Origin of the sequence: Halopiger goleimassiliensis (assembly GCF_000455345.1) — an archaeon.
Taxonomy (GTDB): Archaea; Halobacteriota; Halobacteria; order Halobacteriales; family Natrialbaceae; genus Halopiger_A; species Halopiger_A goleimassiliensis.
The window spans coordinates 398,675-419,203 of sequence record NZ_HG315691.1; the positions used below are offsets into that span (position 1 = coordinate 398,675).

Here is a 20,529-nt window from a genome sequence, read left to right on the forward strand (position 1 = left end):
ATCCGCGTTCTCGCAAGTACGAGTATGGAGATCCGGCCCGCCGAGGCGGACGATTTCGCGGCGATCGAGGAGATCGCCCGACGGACGTGGCACGCGACCTACGACGAACTGGACGCCGGGACGATCGACCGGACGGTCGACGAGTGGTACGCACCCGACTCCATGCCGCTCGATGCGCCCGGTACGGTCGTGCTCGTCGTCGAGGTCGACGGGAACGTCGTCGGCTTCACCCACGCGGTCGCGCAGGGTGACAGCGCCGACGTCCTCCGGCTGTACGTCCATCCCGACCACCAGGGCGAGGGGATCGGCACCGCGTTGCACGAACGGCTCATCCGCGAACTCGAGGCCCACGGCGTCGAGACCGTCCGATCGCTCGACTTCGCGTTCAACGACGCCAGCCGTCAGTTCTACACGGGGTTAGGGTTCGAACGGACCGACACCGGCGAGGTCGTGATCGAGGGCGAGCGCTACGACGAGGCCGTCTACACGCTCGAGTTGTGAAGACCACCAGGCGGGTCGGCGTCACCGGGCCGACGTTCGCTCGCTCGAGAGTACGACGACGGCGAGGTGCCAACTCAGCGTGAGCATGGCGATGGCGATGCCGGCAACCATGATGCCGATCGAGAGCCACCAGGCGTCGACCGCCCACGCGGAGGAGAGGGGTTCACCCAGTTGGAGCAGGTGCCCGATCGAGAACAACAACAGCAGCGGAATCGCCATCAGGAATCCGGCACCGACCAGCCAGAGGCGGCGCGTATAACCGCCGATCACGGCGACCGCCAGCAGACCGATCCCGAGCAGTATCGACAGCGGTTCCCCACTCCCGTATCGGACGGTGAGGACCTGGAAGGCCACGATCCCGAGGGCGGTCACGGTCAGACCGGCCGCCGTCTGGACCGCCAGCCCGTCCCTCGTCGCTCGCCCCCTGTCAACGACGCTCATTACCGTTCGTTCGAACCCCCCGCCCTTGAATATGCAGTTCGGTTCCCGCCGTGAGAACCCCCCGGCGCGGCGTCGGGACCCCAGCGATCGCCGTCGGTGGAACTACTTTGGTACTCAGTGACGTAGATCGCCGTATGGAGATCCGACCAGCGACCGTCGACGACCGCGAGCCCATCCGACGCGTGGCCCGCGAGGCCTGGCACGACACCTACGACGAACTCGCACCCGACACCATCGACGAGACCATCGACGACTGGTACGGCGACGAGTCGTTCGCGGACGCCCTCGAGGAGCCCGGCACCGCCGTCCTCGTCGCCGAGGTCGACGGCGAGGTCGTCGGCTTCACCCACGGCGTCGTCCACGAGGACGAGGGCGACGTCCTCCGGATGTACGTCCACCCAGACCACCAGGGCGAGGGCGTCGGCACCGCGTTGCACGAGCGACTGCGCGAGGACCTCGAGGACCTCAGCATGAACCGGATGCGGGCGATCGACCTCGCCTCGAACGACGCGAGTCGCGCCTTCTACGAGCGGTTGGGGTTCGAGCGGACCGACGAGGCCGAGGTCGAGTTCGGCGACGAGACCCACACCGAGGCGGTGTACACGCTCGAGTTGTAGCTCGGGACGCGACGAACCACGTCGTTCGGTCGTGGTCGTGTCGGAATCGATATGATTATTAGTGCCGGCTGACAGTCACGACCACGGATGGCACGGGTCGACCTCGAGCTGAGGGACGTACCGCTCGTATCGGGGATCGTCAACGGCGCGCTCTCGTACGTCGCCGGGCTGTTGCTGTCGGTGGCGCTGTTCGCGCTGTTCGGACTGAAGCCACTGGTAGGCGCCATCGGATCCGGGTTACCCCGCCCCGGCAGGATGTTCGGCTGGCTCTTCTACAACGCCCACCGCGTTCCGATCGTCGCCGACGGGGTATCGATGTCCTACGTGGATCTGGCGTCCCTCTCGATCGCCTACTACGCGACGCCGATCGTGTTGCTGGGGGCGTCCGGCTACTACGTCGCGGGCAAGGTGGACGCGGTCGACTCGCCGGTCGCCGGCTTCGTCGCCGGCGCGAGCACGACGCTCGGCTACCTCCCGCTGGTCGCCCTCGGTGCCGTCTACTTCGAATACGACGCCTCGCAGATTGTCGTGGAGATCCCGCTCCTCCGGGCGATCCTGCTCGCGGGGCTGGCCTATCCGATCGTCGTCGGCGGCCTCGGCGGTGCGCTCGCTACGCGGTAACGGAGTTCTCGATCGATTCGCAGGGAGCGTTCGAGGGCCGTGAGCCGAACGCACCGGTACCTCTCCGTGCTGGTTTCGCACAGTACTCGTGGGAATTACAGTGAAACGAAGCGTCCTGCTATCGTGGACACGAGGAGTTGCCACACCCACCCCAACCGATTCGCTCCGTTTCACTCCGCTCATCCATTGTCAGAGCAAGCTCTGACAAGCCTTCACTCGCTTCGTGTCGCGCGGCTGCGCCGCGCGGTCAGTTCGCGGGACCGCCAGGTCCCGCGCAGCTCGCGAAGACCTCGCGCGGCTTCGCCGCCCGGCCTCACTGCTGTTCGGCCGGGCGGCAGCGCGCGCCACCGTTCGACTATTCGACCCGTATCGACCGGTGGTCCGAGATGGAACTGCGAGTTCGGTTTCTGGTGTGAACCTAGAACTCCTCGGTCGGGGGTGCGATCCCCTCGTCCTCGTCGCTTTCGAGGTCGAACTCCTCGCGGACCTCGCGGATGCGGTCACGGATGTCCGCCGCGAGTTCGAACTCGAGGTTGCTCGCCGCCTCCTCCATGCGGTCCTCGAGTTCGGCGACGTAGCGGGCGGCTTCCTCTTCGTCTTCGATCTCGCGGCCCGAGACCTGCGTGGTCTCGGTCTTGCTGCCGGGCAGGTTCGTCTCGCCGACCTCCTTCTCGATGGTCGTCGGCTCGAAGCCGTGTTCTTCGTTGTACTCCTGCTGGATCTCGCGGCGACGGCGGGTTTCCTCGATCGCCGACTCCATCGCGTTCGACGGGTCGTCGGCGTAGAGGACGACCTTCCCGTTGACGTTGCGCGCCGCACGGCCCATCGTCTGGATCAGGGTCGTCTCGGAACGGAGGAACCCCTCCTGGTCGGCGTCCAAGATGCCGACGAGCGAGACCTCCGGAATGTCGAGTCCCTCCCGGAGGAGGTTGATGCCCACGAGGACGTCGATCTCACCGAGTCGCAGGGAGCGGATGATCTCGTGGCGCTCGAGGGTGTCCGTCTCGTCGTGCATGTACTCGACGTCGACGCCGGCTTCCTCGAGGTACTCCGTGAGGTCCTCGGCCATCCGCTTGGTGAGCGTCGTCACGAGCGTGCGCTCGTCGCGCTCGATGCGCTCGTCGATGCGGTCCATCAGGTCGTCGATCTGCCCGGTCGCGTCCGAGACCTCGATCTCGGGGTCGACGAGGTGGGTCGGCCGAACGATCTGTTCGACGATCTGGTCGCTGTGTTCGTGCTCGTAGTCGCCCGGGGTCGCCGAGACGTACAGCGTCTGATCCGTCTTCTCCTCGAACTCCTCGAAGGTCAGCGGGCGGTTGTCGTACGCCGTGGGGAGTCGAAAGCCGTTCTCGACCAGCGAGTCCTTCCGGGACTTGTCGCCGGCGTACTGGCCACGGATCTGGGGGATCGTCTGGTGTGACTCGTCGACCACCGTCAGGAAGTCGTCGGGGAAGTAATCCAGCAGGGTGTAGGGCGCGTCGCCCGACTCCCGATCCGAGAGGTAGACCGAGTAGTTCTCGATCCCCGAACAGTAGCCCGTCTCCTGCATCATCTCGAGGTCGAAGGTAGTCCGCTCCTCGATGCGCTGGGCGGCGATCATGTCGCCCTTGCGCTCGAAGTAGGAGATGCGCTTGTCGAGGTCCTCGCGGATCTCCTCCATGGCCCGCTCGAGTTTCGTCTCGGGAATGGAGTAGTGCTCCGCCGGGTGGATGAGCACTGCCTGCTGGTCGCCCTTGGTCTTGCCCTCGAGGGGGTCGACCTTCACCATGCGGTCGATCTCGTCGCCCCACAGTTCCACGCGGACGGCGTAGCGGCCGTACATCGGGTAGATCTCGACTGTATCCCCGCGCACGCGGAAGGTACCCTGCGTGAAGTCGACGTCGTTGCGCTCGTAGTTGAGGTCGACGAGGCGCTTCAGTAGTTCGTCGCGGCCGACCTCCTCGCCGACCTCGAGTCGCAGGGACATGTCGACGTAGTTGCGCGGGTCACCCAGCCCGTAGATGGCGGAGACGGAGGCGACGACGATGACGTCCTCGCGGGTGAGCAGCGACCGGGTCGCCGAGTGTCGGAGGCGGTCGATCTCGTCGTTGATCGAGGCGTCCTTGTCGATGTAGGTGTCGGTCTGCTCGACGTAGGCCTCGGGCTGGTAGTAGTCGTAGTAGGAGACGAAGTACTCGACGGCGTTGTCCGGGAACAGGTTCCGGAACTCCTCGTAGAGTTGTGCCGCGAGCGTCTTGTTGTGGGCGATGACCAGCGTCGGCTTCTGGATCTCCTCGATCACCCACGAGACCGTATTCGTCTTCCCGGAGCCGGTAACGCCCAGCAGGGTCTGTTTGTCCATCCCCTGCCGGAACCCCTCTGCGAGCTGTTCGATCGCCTCGGGCTGGTCGCCCGCGGGCTCGAAAGGGGCGTCGACCTCGAACGGGCGGTCGACGTCGGGTCGATCCGGCTGGAGCGGACCTCGAGACTCACTCATTGTCGGTTCCAGGGGTTCGAGCCACTTTACCCGCTCGCATCCGCGAGCGACCGGGATCGCGCTCGCATCGCATCCGTAGCGTGATCGCCTGCACCCCGTCTCGAGGAGAATCGCCCGACACGTGGCCATTGCCCGCCCAACCGTTATACGCCGCGTCGTGTACCCCCCGCGTATGACCGAGGCGCTGAAACAGGCCCGCGACGACCTCAAACAGGCGGAGAAGACGGCCGACGACGACGTTCGCGACGACATCCGCGAGACGGCCGAGGCCTACCGCGACTACGTCGTCGGGGACCACGAACCCGACCACGCGATCCTCGACGAACACTTAAACACCCTCAGGCAGGTCCAGCAGAAGGTCGACGGCGACACCGAAGACCACGTCGAACAAGCGCTCGAGGCCACGGAGAACTACCGCGAAGACGTCGAACAGGCCTGACGATCGACACAGCTGACACACCGGACGTTTCTCAGAGATCGAGTTCGTTCATCGGCGCGCGCCGCCGCGGCGAGCAGCAGCGAGACGCGGCGGCAGTCGCGAGGGGCGAACGAGCGAACGAAGTGAGCGAGTGAGCCGGCTGGGGAGGGTGTGGTTACTCCCCGAGTCCACGATAGCAGGACGCTCGTCGCGAACACCACGAACGCGAGATCAGGTACGAACGGAGTTCGCCCACGACTCGAGCGACGGACCACTCGCTACCGAGTTCGAGAACGTGAAAACGACCGGTCTCCCGTCGTATCTCCACCTTGTGACCAGAACCACTTAAAGGACTACCGCGGTCATCGCTCTCGAGGCGAGCGCTCGCTGACGTCGACGTCGGCGTCGGTCTCCGAGAGCAACTCCTCGAAGCCGTAGTGTTCGAACTGGTCGACGACGGCCGCGCGCTCGTCCTCGTCGACGGCCTCGAGGATCGTCCCGAGGACGGCCGTCGCCGCGCGGTCGCCGCTGATCTCGAGGGTGTCGAGTCGCTGGTCGACGCGGGAGATGAACTCCTCCTCGGAGAACCGCTGACCGGCCTCGCCCTCCGTGAGGGGGTCTGCGTACTCGCCGGGGAGCTGGGCCGCCAGATCCCGGGCCTGGTCCTCGCCGAGTCGCTCGCCCAGCGTCGTCAGGACGGCCCGGGTCGCGTCCTCGGCCCCCTCCTCGTCGGCTTCGGTGCGGTCGCTGACGGTCTCCGCGATGGCTGTCGCCTCCATACCCGTCGCCACGGCCACTCCCGTCCTGAGGGTTCGGGCGGCAACTGCCGGCCGGACGGATCCCGCTAGCTCCGCGCGCCAGGACCGAATTCGGGAATCGCTCCCTCGAACTCGAGGGTCTCGAGACGCTCCCGGAGGGCCTCGCGCTCCTCCTCGTCGACGTGTTCGAACAGCGTGCCGATCACGGCCTCGACGAGCCGCTGGGGGTCACCGACATCGGCGCGGTCGCTCCGGTCCGCGACCCGCTCGAGGAACGTCTCGTAGTCGAACCCCTCGCCCGAATCGCCCTCGACGAGGTAGTCGCCGACCTCGTCGGGCAACTGTCCGTCGAGGCGCTGGGAGCGCGACTCGTCCAGCCGCTCGCCCAGGGCCGACAGCACGGCCTGCGTCGCGTTGCGCGCGTCGGCCTCGCCGGCGAGGGTGGCCTCGTACTGGACCGATCGGTAGAACTCCTGGCGTTCCATACCGGCCGTTGCACCGAGCCGCCCGAGGGGGTTGGGCCGGCAGTCGCTGGCCGCGTCGCGACCGCGGACGGGCCGTCGTCACTCCCGGATCGAGGGCACTGACCGCTCCGGATCGATGTCCCGTTCGTGCTCGCGCCGGCGGTCGTGGGCGCGCTTCGCCGCGGCGTGGGCCGCACGGTCGTCCTCGTCGCGGTCGGCCAGTTCCTGCAGCCGGTCGTACTGCCCGTAGGCGATGACGCGATCGCCGGCCCGGATCTCGTGCTCGCCACCCGGCGCGCCGATGTAGGTGCCGTCCTCGCGCTCGATGCCGAGGATCGTCACCCCCTCCGCCGAGCGCAACTCGAGGTCGGCGATCCGTTCGTCCGCCAGCCACTCGCCCTCCTCGACGGCGATGTCGACGACGCGGTAGTCCCGATCGAGGTTCAGCAGGCCGGTGTAGTCCCGCGGTCGAAACTGCGCGGTTCGCGAGAGGGCGCGCTCGATGATCGGCGTGAGCCAGTCGTCGAACCGGTGGCTGCGCGCGAGCCCCACCAACAGGAGGCAGACGGCCGCGAGGATCACGAACCGCTCGAGTCGCGTCACCGGATCGGTGAAGGAGACGACCAGCGAGGCGACCGTCGAGACGAGGCCGACGTTGCCCAGCCGCATAAGGGTCTTGACGGTCCGCCGACGGCTGGGGTAGGCCGTCACTTCCTCCGCCTCGTCGGTCGTAAAGCCGGCCCCGGAGAACGTCGACAGCGACTGGAACGAGGCCACCTCCCTCGAGAGCCCGGTCATCGTCAACGCGACGGTCCCCACCCGAACGACGAGCACCGACAGCGAGATGATGACCAACAGAGAGACGAACGCGTACATCCGTCCCGCTACGGTAGTACCGGCTGATCGTTTGTACTCGATGCCGGCTAATTCAAGGGATCACGTTGTTACGAACGGATCATACACAGAGACGCTCATGACGAATATTCGCGAGATCAACGACGTATGTGGAACGTGAATCGTTCTTTCGACGATAGACAACACCCGATCGTGCGTCAGGAATCCGTCCAGATAGTACGCTTCGGCGCGATTCGTTCGTCAGAAGCCAACGAGAGTGGGTTCCGTCGTGAATAAATTCAACTTCGACGCTTCGTTCGATAGCTGTCATAAAGGATTTTCGAGGTTTAGATCCTCTCTTATACTGGATTTTCTGGTTCCTGTAACGAGGACGAGCATCACGATCGAGACGAACTCGAGCGGTTTCAATCCCGTCCTGGGTTTTCTGACCGCTGCGACACCAGAACCGTCACCCGGCCTACCGGCCCCTCCGGGTTTCAATCCCGTCCTGGGTTTTCTGACCGCTGCGACGTTGCCGGTGGTCCTACACCGGCAGCGACATTCTATGCGTTTCAATCCCGTCCTGGGTTTTCTGACCGCTGCGACGCAAAAGAGGCGTGGCACGACGTGTTAGGCGGTAAAGTTTCAATCCCGTCCTGGGTTTTCTGACCGCTGCGACGCTCGGGGATCCGGATGAAAGCGGGTAGCTAACGTTTCAATCCCGTCCTGGGTTTTCTGACCGCTGCGACACGCCTCCCTAATCGCGACCGCGATAACCAGCGCGTTTCAATCCCGTCCTGGGTTTTCTGACCGCTGCGACGACGGGACGGAAGTCGTGTCCGCGCAGTCGATGACTGTTTCAATCCCGTCCTGGGTTTTCTGACCGCTGCGACCGTCCTGTTCGCATGACGTACATTCGACTGTCTCAAATTCGTTTCAATCCCGTCCTGGGTTTTCTGACCGCTGCGACAGCTTGGACTCGTCGAGGGCCTCGAGGACCGTTTGTTTCAATCCCGTCCTGGGTTTTCTGACCGCTGCGACGGGACTCGAGATAACCGACTTCCGGTGGCTCAACTTGTTTCAATCCCGTCCTGGGTTTTCTGACCGCTGCGACCCCGTCCACGGGTGGCCTTTCGTCTGGTCGATAGCGTTTCAATCCCGTCCTGGGTTTTCTGACCGCTGCGACCTGGACGTACTACGACGAGAACCGGGACAAGGTCGTGTTTCAATCCCGTCCTGGGTTTTCTGACCGCTGCGACGAAGGCCGCGACCGGATCCCCGCTCTCGTCGCGGATGTTTCAATCCCGTCCTGGGTTTTCTGACCGCTGCGACCCAAGATCCGGAGGTGTGGCGTAATGGGCTCGGATTGTTTCAATCCCGTCCTGGGTTTTCTGACCGCTGCGACGCTCCGACACGGACAGGATCGAAGTCCCCAGGCCGAGTTTCAATCCCGTCCTGGGTTTTCTGACCGCTGCGACGACTGGTTGATCCACTCGGAGCAGTGTAAACTGATCGTTTCAATCCCGTCCTGGGTTTTCTGACCGCTGCGACAAATTCCGTACGGAGACCGCGTCGTTAACCGCAACGTTTCAATCCCGTCCTGGGTTTTCTGACCGCTGCGACCCAACCGTTCCATCGGGGAGGATCGGGCGACCGTCCTGTTTCAATCCCGTCCTGGGTTTTCTGACCGCTGCGACCTGAACCGACTTTGAGGTCTCGTCAGTCATCGTCCTCGTTTCAATCCCGTCCTGGGTTTTCTGACCGCTGCGACTCCTCGTCGAGCGGAGACGATCGCGAGCGATCCTCGTTTCAATCCCGTCCTGGGTTTTCTGACCGCTGCGACGAGACGATACTCCGTCGTACCTCGATACCTCCGGGGTTTCAATCCCGTCCTGGGTTTTCTGACCGCTGCGACCTCGTGGTCGTGTCGATCATCCTGCTGTTCGGGATCGTTTCAATCCCGTCCTGGGTTTTCTGACCGCTGCGACGACTCGGAGTCCGACGCGGTCGGCGCAGAGCGGGCTGTTTCAATCCCGTCCTGGGTTTTCTGACCGCTGCGACCGTCGTCGCCGAAAATCGAGCCACCGCGTTTGATCGTTTCAATCCCGTCCTGGGTTTTCTGACCGCTGCGACGGTAGATGAGTTGGAACACCACCGACGCTAACAATAGTTTCAATCCCGTCCTGGGTTTTCTGACCGCTGCGACGTTGCCGAACCATCCCATGATCTGGTTGGCTGCGACGTTTCAATCCCGTCCTGGGTTTTCTGACCGCTGCGACCCTCTTGCGCGTCGCCCGCCGCCAGCACGGAGATCGTTTCAATCCCGTCCTGGGTTTTCTGACCGCTGCGACCGGCGCTCATGGGGCGCGGAAAGACCGACTTCGCGCTGTTTCAATCCCGTCCTGGGTTTTCTGACCGCTGCGACGTCACCGTTGGCGGCCGCGTTGAGTTGGCGCGTGATGTTTCAATCCCGTCCTGGGTTTTCTGACCGCTGCGACAGGACGGGACGTTTAACGTCTCCGACCAAATCGCGGGTCCGGCAGACGACACTGTTTCAATCCCGTCCTGGGTTTTCTGACCGCTGCGACACACGCCGACGAATACCTCGGCGACGACGAATAGGTTTCAATCCCGTCCTGGGTTTTCTGACCGCTGCGACCGCGCTCTCACCGAGGGGTTCGGCCTTCCCGAGATCGTTTCAATCCCGTCCTGGGTTTTCTGACCGCTGCGACAGACCGCGACCGCTGGTTCGGCAACGGCCTCATTCAGGTTTCAATCCCGTCCTGGGTTTTCTGACCGCTGCGACGTCCGAGTACGTCGTTGGCCCCACATACGGCAAACGCGTTTCAATCCCGTCCTGGGTTTTCTGACCGCTGCGACACAGCCCACCCGACGAGGACATCCGCCGGATAGTGGTTTCAATCCCGTCCTGGGTTTTCTGACCGCTGCGACCTCGAGGTCGCCGACGATCTCGCCGCCGGGCAGCTCGTTTCAATCCCGTCCTGGGTTTTCTGACCGCTGCGACCCGGCGGCTCGATCGCGACCCCCGCCGGGGCGATCGCCGCTGCTGCTGTTTCAATCCCGTCCTGGGTTTTCTGACCGCTGCGACGGCGCTTCGCGACGTTCTCGAAGACCTCGTCGTCGGGTTTCAATCCCGTCCTGGGTTTTCTGACCGCTGCGACCCGCCGCCATTGACAGGGTAGGGATTCGGGCCGTCGTTTCAATCCCGTCCTGGGTTTTCTGACCGCTGCGACCGCGTGTCGGCCCGCTCGACGGAGACCAGTGGATCGAGTTTCAATCCCGTCCTGGGTTTTCTGACCGCTGCGACCCTCGACGCGAACGCTGACGATCTCGACGCGATCGGGGTTTCAATCCCGTCCTGGGTTTTCTGACCGCTGCGACCGGGCGTGCTCGAGCGCTCGCCCCGGCCGTAGTGTTGTTTCAATCCCGTCCTGGGTTTTCTGACCGCTGCGACGACGTTCGAGGGCCTTCAGTTTCGCGTAGTACTTGTGTTTCAATCCCGTCCTGGGTTTTCTGACCGCTGCGACCGGGTACGTCGATCACTGCGTATGGTGACGATTGATGTTTCAATCCCGTCCTGGGTTTTCTGACCGCTGCGACCAGTGGACGGTGGCATTCGGCGCAGCGATCTGGCTGTTTCAATCCCGTCCTGGGTTTTCTGACCGCTGCGACAGAAGCAAACCTCACGTTCTACGAGTTGATCCGGCCGGTTTCAATCCCGTCCTGGGTTTTCTGACCGCTGCGACGTGGCGGGGATGGATCACCAGGAACCGCTGGCGATGTTTCAATCCCGTCCTGGGTTTTCTGACCGCTGCGACCATCCTTCGATAGCTCCTGCTCCCCCGTCATTGTCGGTGTTTCAATCCCGTCCTGGGTTTTCTGACCGCTGCGACCAGCGACCACCCCGGCGGCGAGCATCGTTCCGCCCGAGTTTCAATCCCGTCCTGGGTTTTCTGACCGCTGCGACCGCGGTCACGGTCGGGTGCGGTCGCTCGAGGCTGTTGTTTCAATCCCGTCCTGGGTTTTCTGACCGCTGCGACAGGGGGGCGAAACGCGGCTATGTGAGCTATAACGGTCTATCGATACATCATTTTCGGCCGGCAGTTCGTCGACCGGGGTCGTACACGGGATTCAAAAAGGTCGACGAAAACTTACCCGTGAGTGGCTTTCGAGAGCAGCCACCCGGTTGGGGTTACGTCTACGTACTTCGCCCGGCCGCTGCTTTGGGTTGTGACCAGCCCGCTGTCCTCGAGCACGTCGACGTGTCTGGCTATCGTACTCGAGTCGTGTTCGGTCTTACGGGCGAGTTCGGAAATCGATAACTGTCGGTCGGCCCTCGCGAGCGCCCGCAACGTTGGGCGTGTGTGGCCCGGAACCGTCGCGGTGAGATGTGGCAGGTCGATCTCGGTCACCTGTTGGTCGATATCGGTGTACTGGAACGCCTGCTCGATACGATGGGCGTACATCGCGGCGGCCATCGAGAGCGGCAGGAACACCTCACGCGCCCCACCGCCGAAGTTCACGATCACTGACCCGTCAGCGTCGTCGATGACCGCACCACACTGTTGCACTGCGTCGGGAACGTCGGCCGTATCGATGCGGTCGACTGCAACCGTCGCACCCGGGGTGATCTCCTGAAGCGTCCCCCGCGTATGATCGACCGCAGCCGTCGCGCGATCGTCTTCACGCTCTGTTGCGGGACGCAACAGCCGAACGACGTCGCCGTCCTCGAGTCCGTTCCGCAACACTGGCCGCGTGACCCGCGTCTCGTCGAATCCCAGCGTCGACACGTACGTCCGCATTGCCGAATTCCTCGTGGAGAACGACCATAGGTGTACCGACAGACGACAATGAGCAATCCAAATCGTTGGATACTACTGCCTCATCGTGACGCAATCTCCCGGTCTCGTTCTCATCGTTGTGCAAGAAATATCTAACTCCCGATATATTTATCATCCCGCGGTTGGAAGATATTGTTGTGTCATCGCAGCACACTCGATCGCAAACCGGACTTCGACGCGTCGACCTGACGCTCCGGGCCGAGTCGACGTTTCCGGTGCCGTACTCCGACGGGTACTCTGTGTACGGTGCCCTACTCGATGCGCTCGATTCGGTCGACGCCGACGTGAGCCAGCGGGTCCACGACGCACCCTTGGGAAGCGTCCATAGCAGCGGACTGCTCGGCCCGTTCGGGGACAGCGACCGCGACTATCACAAGTCCGTCCGGAACGGGGAGCAGTACCAACTCTCGCTCGGTATCATCGACCCGTCGGACATCGAGATTTTCCAGGCGCTCGTCAATGCCGTCGTTCTCGAGGGCGACTCGCTCGAGCTCTCACACGGATCGCTTCACGTCGAGGCCTTCGAGAGCGAGAACGAGACCCACGAGGAACTCCTCGCACGTGCGTCACGCGCGGACGATCCGACGCTCGAGGTACGGTTCCGGACGCCGACCTGTATCGAGGAGGCCGGCGACGTGACGACGATGTTTCCGCATCGAGTGCCGGTCTTCACCTCGCTGCTCGGGAAGTGGAACCGAACCGCACCCGAGAAACTCGAGTTCGATCTCTCGCGGGAAGATATCGCCGGCAACGTCCTCGAGAAACCCGATCCCGGTCGCTACGATACGCACTCGGTGCTGGTGAGCCGCGGCGAGACCGACGACGACGAGACGCGGAGTATCATGAAGCAGGGCTTCACCGGCGTCTGCGAGTACGCGTTCAAAGACGCCAGCGAGTCAGTCGAAAACGCCGTGACGACGCTCGCGCTGTTCGGGGGGTATTCAGGGGTTGGGAGTGCTGTCGCTCGAGGGTGTGGTACTGTTTCAGTAGAACTGGGTGACTGATCCGAATGAGCGAAACGCGATCAAAAACTGCCAATGGAGCACAGGCCGCTCAAAAGGCCCACGAGTGGCTAGTCGAAGAGACCGATCTATTCTCAAACGTCATTGAGAACGCGGGGCAATACGACGCCAAAGTCGACTCGACAGCCAACTCGTCGCTAGCAGCACACATCCTCAACGCGGTTACGGTGGGTGTCAACACCTTCGTCTACCAGGCCGTTGGTCCCGATGGAAACGTCGAGGAGTACGAAGAGGAGATTCGTGTCCTGGCAGCGGCACTGGTCCTGCACGATACGAACAAGTACGTTCGCGAGGCGTACGGGTACGACGCGGATGGAAACACCAGCGAAGCCTTCGAACGCTACTTCGAAGACGACGACTTTGGAATCGAGGAGTTCCTCGGGAATGGCTATCGCAACGATCTCCTCTATCTCGTTCAAAACACCGAAATCAAAGAAGATAGCTCCGAAACTCGTGGCACAGCTACCGAATTCCGAGGACTGGATCGGTACGCCCGTATCGGTGACCAAGTTGCATCCGTTGCGCTTCGTGACGGTATCGATGGTGCGTACCGGAAACTCTGCGAGAAGGTCGATGAATCGGAAGTTCACCTCGTGGAGTTCACTGAACTCGAGCAACCAGTCCTGAACGATCTCCTGCTTGGAACCGTCAAGGAAGTCATCGCTGGTAATGTTGACGGACGAAGTCGAGGTGTTGTGGTTGGAAGCTCGAGCGATAACGTTCTTTATCTCGGTGATTCGATCGACCGAGAATCCCTCAAAGACCTCGTCACTGAACGCGTCCCCGAACGAATTGGTGCCGAATATGACTTCTCCTGCAAGCTCACCTGGAACTCCTTTGATTACGATATCCTTGCAGAAGTGGACATCCCCACAGACGACAAAGAAGAGATTATTGCGGACGCTTATCGAGAGCTGTTGGAGGGCGGTACAGCAGGGGTCGAACCGTTCGAACACGTCCCAGAGTCATTTGATCAATACTTCCCAGTTCTCGCTAAAGCAATCTATATCGATGGGCAGTCATCGTTCGATCACCAAGAAATCCAAGACGCATACGATCGAATCGAAGAGGATGTTGGGGTCCAAAAGAAAAAAATCCATTTCGTCGCTTACCTCGTCCGGAATCATCAGGACCACTCCGATTTCCTTGACGAGTTAGCAGAGGAGATTCGCCCGGAACTCCACGAGGATTTAGAGCCGGAAACGGACGCCGTTGCTGTCGTCGTCGACCGGTTCTTCGAAGGGCAGAAGCTTCCGACCCTCGGTTCGAAAGGCGAGATGTGTTTCCTGTGCGGCGCAGAAACCGATACACTATACCAGAAGGGGAATAGTGGCGTCTATCGAACACAAGAATTCTCGAAACGCGTCCGCCCACACGCCAAGTACAAGTCGATTTGTGAGGTTTGTAACCTTGAGTACGCCCTCTTTGCGGATATCTGCGAGCGGAGTGGTGTGAGCACGAATAACGACGTTGAAGTCGCCTACTTCTACTTTGACGACTTCTTGGGCGACGTTCGCGTTCGACGACGTCGCGTCGGAAACGTCGTACAAGGTGACAGCGACGAACTCGACGACAGGGACGTCAATCACAGTCTGATTGCACCGCAGTATTACCTCCAGCCGATTTACATTCTGGATGAAAATCATCGGATGGCAGTGATCCGCCAGGCGATGGAGGCAGCCCAGAAATCCGGGATGAAGGTGGTCGTGGGACGACCGTTCGCGCAGTTCGACAGCGCGAACGCAGTCTTTGCGGACCAGGAGGCCACCCGACCGCAAGAACTCCTGGGCCTCGACGAAGTCGACCGGTTCGGTCCGGTGCCGGATTTCGTCGAGGAAGAAACTCACTCGCACCTTCGTCGCGCCCTCTCACTGTTCAAGATCATGAGCATGATCGGGCAGGAAGCCGGGATGACCAACCCGTACATCCAGCTCGATCGTGACGAGTTCCACAGTATCGCCGACTTCGCAGTCGTCAATCACGACAGTGCGACTCGGCTCAGCGAACTGCAGTCATACCTCGAAACCTACCACACAGAAGCACTCATGGACATGAAAACAGTCGCCGAACGAGGTATCGACCTTTTCGGCAAACAGTACGACAGCAAGTACAAGAAGACCAAAATCTTCCGCGAGGCACTAGACGCGTTCCTCAGCGGAATGAACCAACAGATGAACGACGAGCGACTCGTCGAGTACGTCGAGAGCCAGGTCTACGCAGCAGCCGACCGTGAAGACTACGCTGGCTACGTCGAACCTGACGAAGCGGAAGCGTTCGTCGAAGCGCTTCGCTCGTACCTCATTGAGAACGACCTGTACGAGCTGAAGAAACTCTCCGACTGGGAAGACGCGCTCGTCAACTCGTACTATTACGCATACGATCAGAAGCTCCAAAAATAACAATGACACTGGATTACCCTGACAAAGGACTCGTCGAATCGTTTGATATCTACCGGACCCGAAAGCCGACCGTGACGCTCGTCGTGCAGCGGGACGTCACCGAACCGACGCTGTTCCGGAATTCGAACCAAGACCGAGCCGAGACGCAAGAGTTCGGCGATAAGCTCCATGCCCAAGTCAACGGTGAGAAGTTTACGAGCAAGGAGCGGCTCACGGGACTGGACCTCTTGCGTCGGCTAGACGACGAGCTGGTTCACGAAGAGTACACGTACAACGAACCAGCCGATCTCAACGAGTCGTTGAACGTAGGGACTCTCACCTACGGGCTCGCAGGAACCGGAGATCAGGACTTCGCCATCAAATCACGTGTCGTAGAGGGATATACGTACACGACTGGTGAGTACGACCTGATGAACAAGGAGACGAGAAACGCCGTATACGAGTCCGGTACGATGCGAAACGAGGAGGGAAAACAGTCAGAGGCCCTCTTCGACTACGTGAAGGTTCAACCCGGGAACGATCTCGTCCACTTCATCACGCTCGAGGCTGCGACCGGTGAGATGTTGCTCTACGTTCTGCACAACATTCTGAACACTGGGAAATACGGCGCTCGAGAGACCCGCACGGGGCGGAACATCCGTAACGACGTACTCGGGATCGTCCTCGGAAACCACGATACGTCACTCTCGACTGGTGAGCTTCTCATGGAGTACCGAGACGAGGGTGAGTCCCTCGAGGAGATCATTGGAGCATACATCGACGATGTCCGGCGGTCCGACTGGGACGTGTACGGTGACCTGAATGGTGCCGACGAGTATCCTCAGTGGTACGACCGGCTCTACGAGGTCGCTTCGAGAGAAGCGAGCGATGCTAACGAGGTACTCCGCGAAGAGTTCGATCGCCTCACGACTGAAGCGAAAGCTGAATTCGGAGATGATTGAACAGACCTTCGAAGCGACGCTATATACACCCCTCTTCTACTCGAGTTCGGAGGGGCGATCGATCAAGACCCAGCCGACGCTCTCTGCGACGGCGCTCATGCACGCGCTGGGTTACCGATATTTCGACATGGAGAAGCGATACGTCGAACTCGGCGACCAGGCAACGTCACCGGACTATTCACATCTGGCTGACGCCCCGTTCTTCGTGACGGACATGCGTCCGATTGCCGTCGAGGCTGACGAACGAACTTTCCGGAGTACCGACTATCGGTCCGAGCGTCACTTCACAACGAACGATTCCGACATCGCCGAACAAATCGAAGGGAGGGGTGCCAAATCGATTCCCTCGATACTCGAGGATTCGGGTGCGGCCTATCAGACGATTCGACACTATCTCGGCATCGCACCTGGATCGAAATTCGAATTTACCGTTTGGACCGACGACCCCCTCCCTGATCGTCCGTTCTTCCGTATGGGGATCAAACAGACCGGTGAATTTCGCGCTCGGGGGTCGGAACTCGGTGACCTCGTGCTGAACAAGTACCTTCTCTCGGAGGTGTACGATCTTTCAGATGAGTTGTTAACTGAGCTCATGGAAAACAGTACGACCTTCCAGCGTGGTAATGACCCTCGTCTCCAGCATTTCGTTGGAGCGGACCCGGAGTTCGTCAGGGAGCGAATCGTGCCTGAGGTGGTGTAGATGCGAATTCGTGGTGCATCCCTGGCGACTGAAGAACCCACATACGGGTACAGGGAACGAGGATTCGATCACGCTCGTGCGTTCCAGAATCGGGTTGCGGAATGGGCTCACGACGGTGATGAAGAGGTTGCCGTTCTTCGAGCACCGACCGGCGGCGGAAAGACCGCGACCTTCCACGAACTCATCGATAGCCGTCCCCTTACGCTGTTGGTCTATCCGACCAACGCACTCCTTCGCCAGCAACGTACCCGATTCGAAGCGGAAGGTGTTGACGCCGCTGTCCTGAACAGTAACACCCTCGAAGGCCGTAGTCACGAACGAACGGAGAACCTTCTCTCGTTCGTCGATCGGTTCGGTGCGGATCACGAAGTCGTCATCACCAATCCCGACATTCTCCAGGCTGCCATTCAGGATATGTATCGCGGCAACCAGGCGATGGATTTCTTCAACCGGTTCGATGCAATCGTTTACGACGAGTTCCACTTTTACGGGTCACTCGCTGCAAGCGGGTTACTCCTTCAGACGAAGATTATCCCGGAGCGCATCCCGGACGTGAAAATATTACTCGCATCCGCAACCCCCAACGAGGAGTTCGTCGAGTTCGTCGAGGAGCGTATCGGCATCGACGTTCGAGACATCTCATCCACGTACGTCGACGACGGTGATCGTTTCCGAGAGGACGTTACGCTCCATCGCCACGAAGAACGACGAATACTCGACGCGAAGGAAGCTATTGCAGACGAACTTCGCGAAGCGATAGCGAGCGTCGATCAGTACAACGAACCTCACGTCGTGCTCGTCTTCAATAGCGTCAAGGACAGTAACGAGTTCCACCGGTATCTCAGCGAGGAGTTCCCCGACGTCTTCGAGCACACTGAGAAGGACAATGGCTTCGATACGGATGACGAGACCGTCGATCTAGACGAGGTGGAGTTCTACGTACTCAACACGACCAGTAAGGGAGAAGTTGGGCTCGATTACGATATTCGGCTCCTATACATGGAGAATCCTGGGCAAGCGAGTTCCTTCCTCCAGCGATTCGGACGCGCAGGTCGCGAGTCCGAGGCCACTGTCCACACGTTCGGGCTCGGGCAAGGACCCTGGGAAGACGAAATGACGTTTCCTCGATTTGCAGAGTTGATTTACGATACCCTAGATGAGCCAGGAATGGAACTCAACCAGCTCTCTGATCTAGTCGGATTCCGGGGTGCGTATGCCTTGTACGTCCGTGAAGAATCGGATGGATGGTTCAACCAAGAACTCCGACACGACTTCGAGAAAAACGTCGAACGACACGATCAGTGGTACGGGTTCATACGGTCGATTAACAGCGAAATGGATGAAATCGGGGGGCTCGGTGGGAAATACACCGAGGAGAGTGACGCAGCTAAGCTACTGCGCTTTACCGAACGCTGTTTCGAGACGTTCCGGGGACTCCGGGGTCGTTCGCTCCCTGCCGAAGTGAAGTATCCCCGTGGCGACCGGCTCGGATTGACGACGTACGACCTGACGACAACACTCCGCCATTACAACATCGAACGCGTCGAAAAGGGCGACGTTTTCGTTCTCGGCCCGTCGGACGATTCCATACCCTCTGTTGTTACTGCTCGTCTTCCAGAATTCGAGACCGAACCGACGAGATACGACGAGCCAACACACGAGATTGAATCGACACTCCAGACGAAGATCCATCGCAAAATAGATCGGGCAGCCCTCAATGCTGACTTCGGAGTGTCTACCGAACTTCTCCACCGCTTCTTCGACATTATTCGTATTACCAATGCAGTCGTGCCGAGCCGACTGACGACTGCTAATTACGAAATCCACATCAACGATGACGGCAACGGCCCTCCAGAAATAAATACAACTGAACGTCAAGTATGACGGACGATCTCGTCAACGTAGCTGATCTCAACCAGTATAGCTACTGTTCGCGTCGGTACTGGTACCTACATTTCTACGACACACAGGGTCGGAACTACGAACGCATCGAGGGGAAAACCAAACACGAAAACAAATCCACTCGTGGTGACTGGGTTAATGAGCTGTATCTCGAGTCGGAAGAGCTCGGACTCAAAGGCAAAGTCGATGTGCTAGACCTCGAAGACGACAAGATCGTTCCAATAGAACGAAAACGAGCGGAGAGCGGTGACTTCTACAAGAGCGACGAAGTGCAACTGGCAGGCTACTGTATGCTTCTCGAAGACTATCTCGAGGAGCCGGTTCGAGAAGGAGCGATCTACCTGTACGAAACCGATCAACGAATGCACATTCCAATAACGCAACAACACCGAGAAACGGTTCGTGAACAAGTGGAAGCGATGCGATCCATGACTGCCGATGTCGTTCCACCGCTTACCGACAACCCGAAAAAGTGCGAAAAGTGCTCCACGCGGGCGTACTGCATGCCGGAAGAGACTGCCATTCTCGAGCCCCACAGGGCTGAGAACACGGGCTGGGAGGACCACCAATGAAAGAATCCGAAGCGGTCTTCGACAATTCGGTCATCTTCGTGACCAAACAGGGAACGCAGGTCCGGATCGACGGCGGTCAGGTCGTAATCTGGAACATCGATGCCGAAGAAGACGAAGACCGAAAGCTCGCCGGATATCCGATCGAGCAACTGGATACGATCAACGTCTTCGGCGGTGTCAACTTCTCGACCCCGTTCGTCGCGAAGGCGAACGAGCACGGAATCGTCCTCAACTACTTTACCCAGAACGGCAAGTACCGCGGGAGCTTCGTTCCCGAGAAGAACACGATCGCGGAAGTCCGTCGAGCACAGTACGACCTCTCGAGGGACGACGAGATCGCTATCGCGCGGCGGATGATCCAGGCGAAAGTTCGCAATGCGCGGACGCTGCTCTCCCGCAAAGGCGTTCACGGAACGGACGTCCTCAAAGATCTCGGGGTTCGAGCGGAGAACGCGACCACGAAAGACGACATTCGCGGGGTCGAAGGCGAAGCCGCAGAGCGGTACTTTCAGCGTCTCGACGAGACGCTCGTCGACGGCTGGACGTTCGAGAAACGGACGAAACGGCCGCCGGAGGACCACATCAACTCGCTACTGTCGCTGACCTACGTCTTCACAAAAAACGAGGTGCTTGCCGCACTTCGACAGTACAATCTCGACCCGTTCCTCGGCGTGTTGCACGCCGACCGCCACGGCCGACCGTCGCTCGCACTGGACCTTCAGGAGGAGTTTCGGCCCATCTTCTGTGATGCGTTCGTCACGCGGCTGGTCAACCGGGGAACGATCACTCACGACGACTTTCGGAAGGACAACCGTCTCGACGACGACGCGTTCAAAACCTACTGCTCGAAGTTCGACGAGTTCATGAAGGAAGAACTGACCCACCCACACTTCGAGTACACTGTCACGCGGCGGAAAGCGATCCGCCAGCAAGCGATTCTCCTGCGGAAGGCGATCACTGGAGAACTGGACGAGTATCACCCGCTTTCGTTCGCCCGATAA

Annotated in this window: 17 protein-coding genes and 1 CRISPR repeat array; of the genes, 11 read left to right on the top strand and 6 right to left on the bottom strand. The window is 60.5% G+C overall.

All coding sequences use genetic code 11. From position 1 onward, the window contains the following. Window positions 1-24: 24 nt before the first annotated feature. The gene (locus TX79_RS16690; protein WP_049928767.1) at window positions 25-501 is read left to right on the top strand and encodes a GNAT family N-acetyltransferase; all 477 of its coding nucleotides are present in this window, start codon (window positions 25-27) and stop codon (window positions 499-501) included. 21 nt (window positions 502-522) lie between these two features. Here the strand turns inward: TX79_RS16690 and TX79_RS16695 are convergent, their stop codons facing one another. Continuing rightward, complete coding sequence (locus TX79_RS16695) at window positions 523-942, bottom strand: hypothetical protein (RefSeq protein WP_049928768.1); 420 nt, start codon at window positions 940-942, stop codon at window positions 523-525. A 134-nt stretch (window positions 943-1,076) separates the two neighbouring features. Between TX79_RS16695 and TX79_RS16700 the strand changes: the two genes are divergently transcribed. Further along, on the top strand, window positions 1,077-1,559 hold the full coding sequence (locus TX79_RS16700; RefSeq protein ID WP_049928769.1) for a GNAT family N-acetyltransferase: 483 nt from the start codon (window positions 1,077-1,079) through the stop codon (window positions 1,557-1,559). Window positions 1,560-1,646: 87 nt separating this feature from the next. Beyond that, window positions 1,647-2,180, top strand: coding sequence for a hypothetical protein (locus TX79_RS16705; RefSeq protein WP_049928770.1), 534 nt, complete (start codon window positions 1,647-1,649; stop codon window positions 2,178-2,180). 418 nt (window positions 2,181-2,598) lie between these two features. On the opposite strand, the gene uvrB is transcribed toward TX79_RS16705, so the two are convergent. Next, on the bottom strand, window positions 2,599-4,656 hold the full coding sequence (uvrB, locus tag TX79_RS16710) for an excinuclease ABC subunit UvrB (RefSeq protein ID WP_049928771.1): 2,058 nt from the start codon (window positions 4,654-4,656) through the stop codon (window positions 2,599-2,601). A 172-nt stretch (window positions 4,657-4,828) separates the two neighbouring features. Here uvrB and TX79_RS16715 point away from each other — a divergent pair, with 172 nt between their 5' ends. Continuing rightward, window positions 4,829-5,095 carry a DUF7553 family protein gene (locus tag TX79_RS16715; RefSeq protein WP_049928772.1) on the top strand — a complete coding sequence of 89 codons (267 nt, stop codon included), beginning with the start codon at window positions 4,829-4,831 and terminating at the stop codon, window positions 5,093-5,095. A 341-nt stretch (window positions 5,096-5,436) separates the two neighbouring features. On the opposite strand, the gene TX79_RS16720 is transcribed toward TX79_RS16715, so the two are convergent. The 4 genes from TX79_RS16720 to csa3 all read right to left on the bottom strand — a co-directional run bounded on the left by TX79_RS16720 (window position 5,437) and on the right by csa3 (window position 11,953). Then, window positions 5,437-5,853: a DUF2267 domain-containing protein gene (locus TX79_RS16720; protein ID WP_049928773.1), complete on the bottom strand. Its 417-nt coding sequence runs from the start codon at window positions 5,851-5,853 to the stop codon at window positions 5,437-5,439. A gap of 65 nt (window positions 5,854-5,918) precedes the next feature. Next, window positions 5,919-6,317 carry a DUF2267 domain-containing protein gene (locus TX79_RS16725; RefSeq protein WP_049928774.1) on the bottom strand — a complete coding sequence of 133 codons (399 nt, stop codon included), beginning with the start codon at window positions 6,315-6,317 and terminating at the stop codon, window positions 5,919-5,921. Between the two features lie 78 nt (window positions 6,318-6,395). Further along, on the bottom strand, window positions 6,396-7,172 hold the full coding sequence (locus TX79_RS16730; protein WP_049928775.1) for a TrkA C-terminal domain-containing protein: 777 nt from the start codon (window positions 7,170-7,172) through the stop codon (window positions 6,396-6,398). A 380-nt stretch (window positions 7,173-7,552) separates the two neighbouring features. After that, window positions 7,553-11,191: a CRISPR direct-repeat array (repeat unit 37 nt; unit sequence GTTTCAATCCCGTCCTGGGTTTTCTGACCGCTGCGAC). 111 nt (window positions 11,192-11,302) lie between these two features. After that, the gene (gene csa3 / locus TX79_RS16735) at window positions 11,303-11,953 is read right to left on the bottom strand and encodes a CRISPR-associated CARF protein Csa3 (protein ID WP_049928776.1); all 651 of its coding nucleotides are present in this window, start codon (window positions 11,951-11,953) and stop codon (window positions 11,303-11,305) included. A gap of 278 nt (window positions 11,954-12,231) precedes the next feature. On the opposite strand from csa3, the gene cas6 reads away from it, so the two are divergent. Genes cas6 through cas1 form a run of 7 tightly spaced genes read left to right on the top strand, consistent with a single transcriptional unit; the run spans window position 12,232 to window position 20,529 of the window. Beyond that, window positions 12,232-12,996 (top strand): CRISPR system precrRNA processing endoribonuclease RAMP protein Cas6, encoded by a 765-nt coding sequence (gene cas6, locus TX79_RS16740; protein WP_230198609.1) that lies wholly within the window; start codon window positions 12,232-12,234, stop codon window positions 12,994-12,996. 5 nt (window positions 12,997-13,001) lie between these two features. Continuing rightward, window positions 13,002-15,413 (top strand): hypothetical protein, encoded by a 2,412-nt coding sequence (locus TX79_RS16745; RefSeq protein WP_230198610.1) that lies wholly within the window; start codon window positions 13,002-13,004, stop codon window positions 15,411-15,413. A 2-nt stretch (window positions 15,414-15,415) separates the two neighbouring features. Next, entirely contained in the window at window positions 15,416-16,354 is a 939-nt protein-coding gene (gene cas7d, locus TX79_RS16750) for a type I-D CRISPR-associated protein Cas7/Csc2 (RefSeq protein WP_049928778.1), read from the top strand. After that, on the top strand, window positions 16,347-17,054 hold the full coding sequence (locus tag TX79_RS16755) for a hypothetical protein (protein ID WP_049928779.1): 708 nt from the start codon (window positions 16,347-16,349) through the stop codon (window positions 17,052-17,054). Before cas7d ends, TX79_RS16755 begins: the two co-directional genes overlap by 8 nt. After that, window positions 17,055-18,938, top strand: a complete 1,884-nt coding sequence (gene cas3 / locus TX79_RS16760; RefSeq protein WP_049928780.1) for a type I-D CRISPR-associated helicase Cas3' — start codon at window positions 17,055-17,057, stop codon at window positions 18,936-18,938. Next, a complete protein-coding gene (gene cas4 / locus TX79_RS16765) occupies window positions 18,935-19,528 on the top strand; it encodes a CRISPR-associated protein Cas4 (protein WP_049928781.1) in 594 nt (197 codons plus the stop codon). The genes cas3 and cas4 overlap by 4 nt, the downstream gene beginning before the upstream one ends. Continuing rightward, window positions 19,525-20,529, top strand: a complete 1,005-nt coding sequence (gene cas1, locus TX79_RS16770) for a CRISPR-associated endonuclease Cas1 (protein WP_049928782.1) — start codon at window positions 19,525-19,527, stop codon at window positions 20,527-20,529. Before cas4 ends, cas1 begins: the two co-directional genes overlap by 4 nt.

Coding starts and splice junctions, on each gene's coding strand:
- TX79_RS16720 (WP_049928773.1), bottom strand. CDS start 5,853: ATGGAGGCGACAGCCATCGCGGAGACCGTCAGCGACCGCACCGAAGCC.
- cas3 (WP_049928780.1), top strand. CDS start 17,055: ATGCGAATTCGTGGTGCATCCCTGGCGACTGAAGAACCCACATACGGG.
- csa3 (WP_049928776.1), bottom strand. CDS start 11,953: ATGCGGACGTACGTGTCGACGCTGGGATTCGACGAGACGCGGGTCACG.
- cas7d (WP_049928778.1), top strand. CDS start 15,416: ATGACACTGGATTACCCTGACAAAGGACTCGTCGAATCGTTTGATATC.
- TX79_RS16705 (WP_049928770.1), top strand. CDS start 1,647: ATGGCACGGGTCGACCTCGAGCTGAGGGACGTACCGCTCGTATCGGGG.
- uvrB (WP_049928771.1), bottom strand. CDS start 4,656: ATGAGTGAGTCTCGAGGTCCGCTCCAGCCGGATCGACCCGACGTCGAC.
- TX79_RS16745 (WP_230198610.1), top strand. CDS start 13,002: ATGAGCGAAACGCGATCAAAAACTGCCAATGGAGCACAGGCCGCTCAA.
- TX79_RS16725 (WP_049928774.1), bottom strand. CDS start 6,317: ATGGAACGCCAGGAGTTCTACCGATCGGTCCAGTACGAGGCCACCCTC.
- TX79_RS16715 (WP_049928772.1), top strand. CDS start 4,829: ATGACCGAGGCGCTGAAACAGGCCCGCGACGACCTCAAACAGGCGGAG.
- cas1 (WP_049928782.1), top strand. CDS start 19,525: ATGAAAGAATCCGAAGCGGTCTTCGACAATTCGGTCATCTTCGTGACC.
- TX79_RS16700 (WP_049928769.1), top strand. CDS start 1,077: ATGGAGATCCGACCAGCGACCGTCGACGACCGCGAGCCCATCCGACGC.
- TX79_RS16755 (WP_049928779.1), top strand. CDS start 16,347: ATGATTGAACAGACCTTCGAAGCGACGCTATATACACCCCTCTTCTAC.
- TX79_RS16695 (WP_049928768.1), bottom strand. CDS start 942: ATGAGCGTCGTTGACAGGGGGCGAGCGACGAGGGACGGGCTGGCGGTC.
- TX79_RS16730 (WP_049928775.1), bottom strand. CDS start 7,172: ATGTACGCGTTCGTCTCTCTGTTGGTCATCATCTCGCTGTCGGTGCTC.
- cas4 (WP_049928781.1), top strand. CDS start 18,935: ATGACGGACGATCTCGTCAACGTAGCTGATCTCAACCAGTATAGCTAC.
- TX79_RS16690 (WP_049928767.1), top strand. CDS start 25: ATGGAGATCCGGCCCGCCGAGGCGGACGATTTCGCGGCGATCGAGGAG.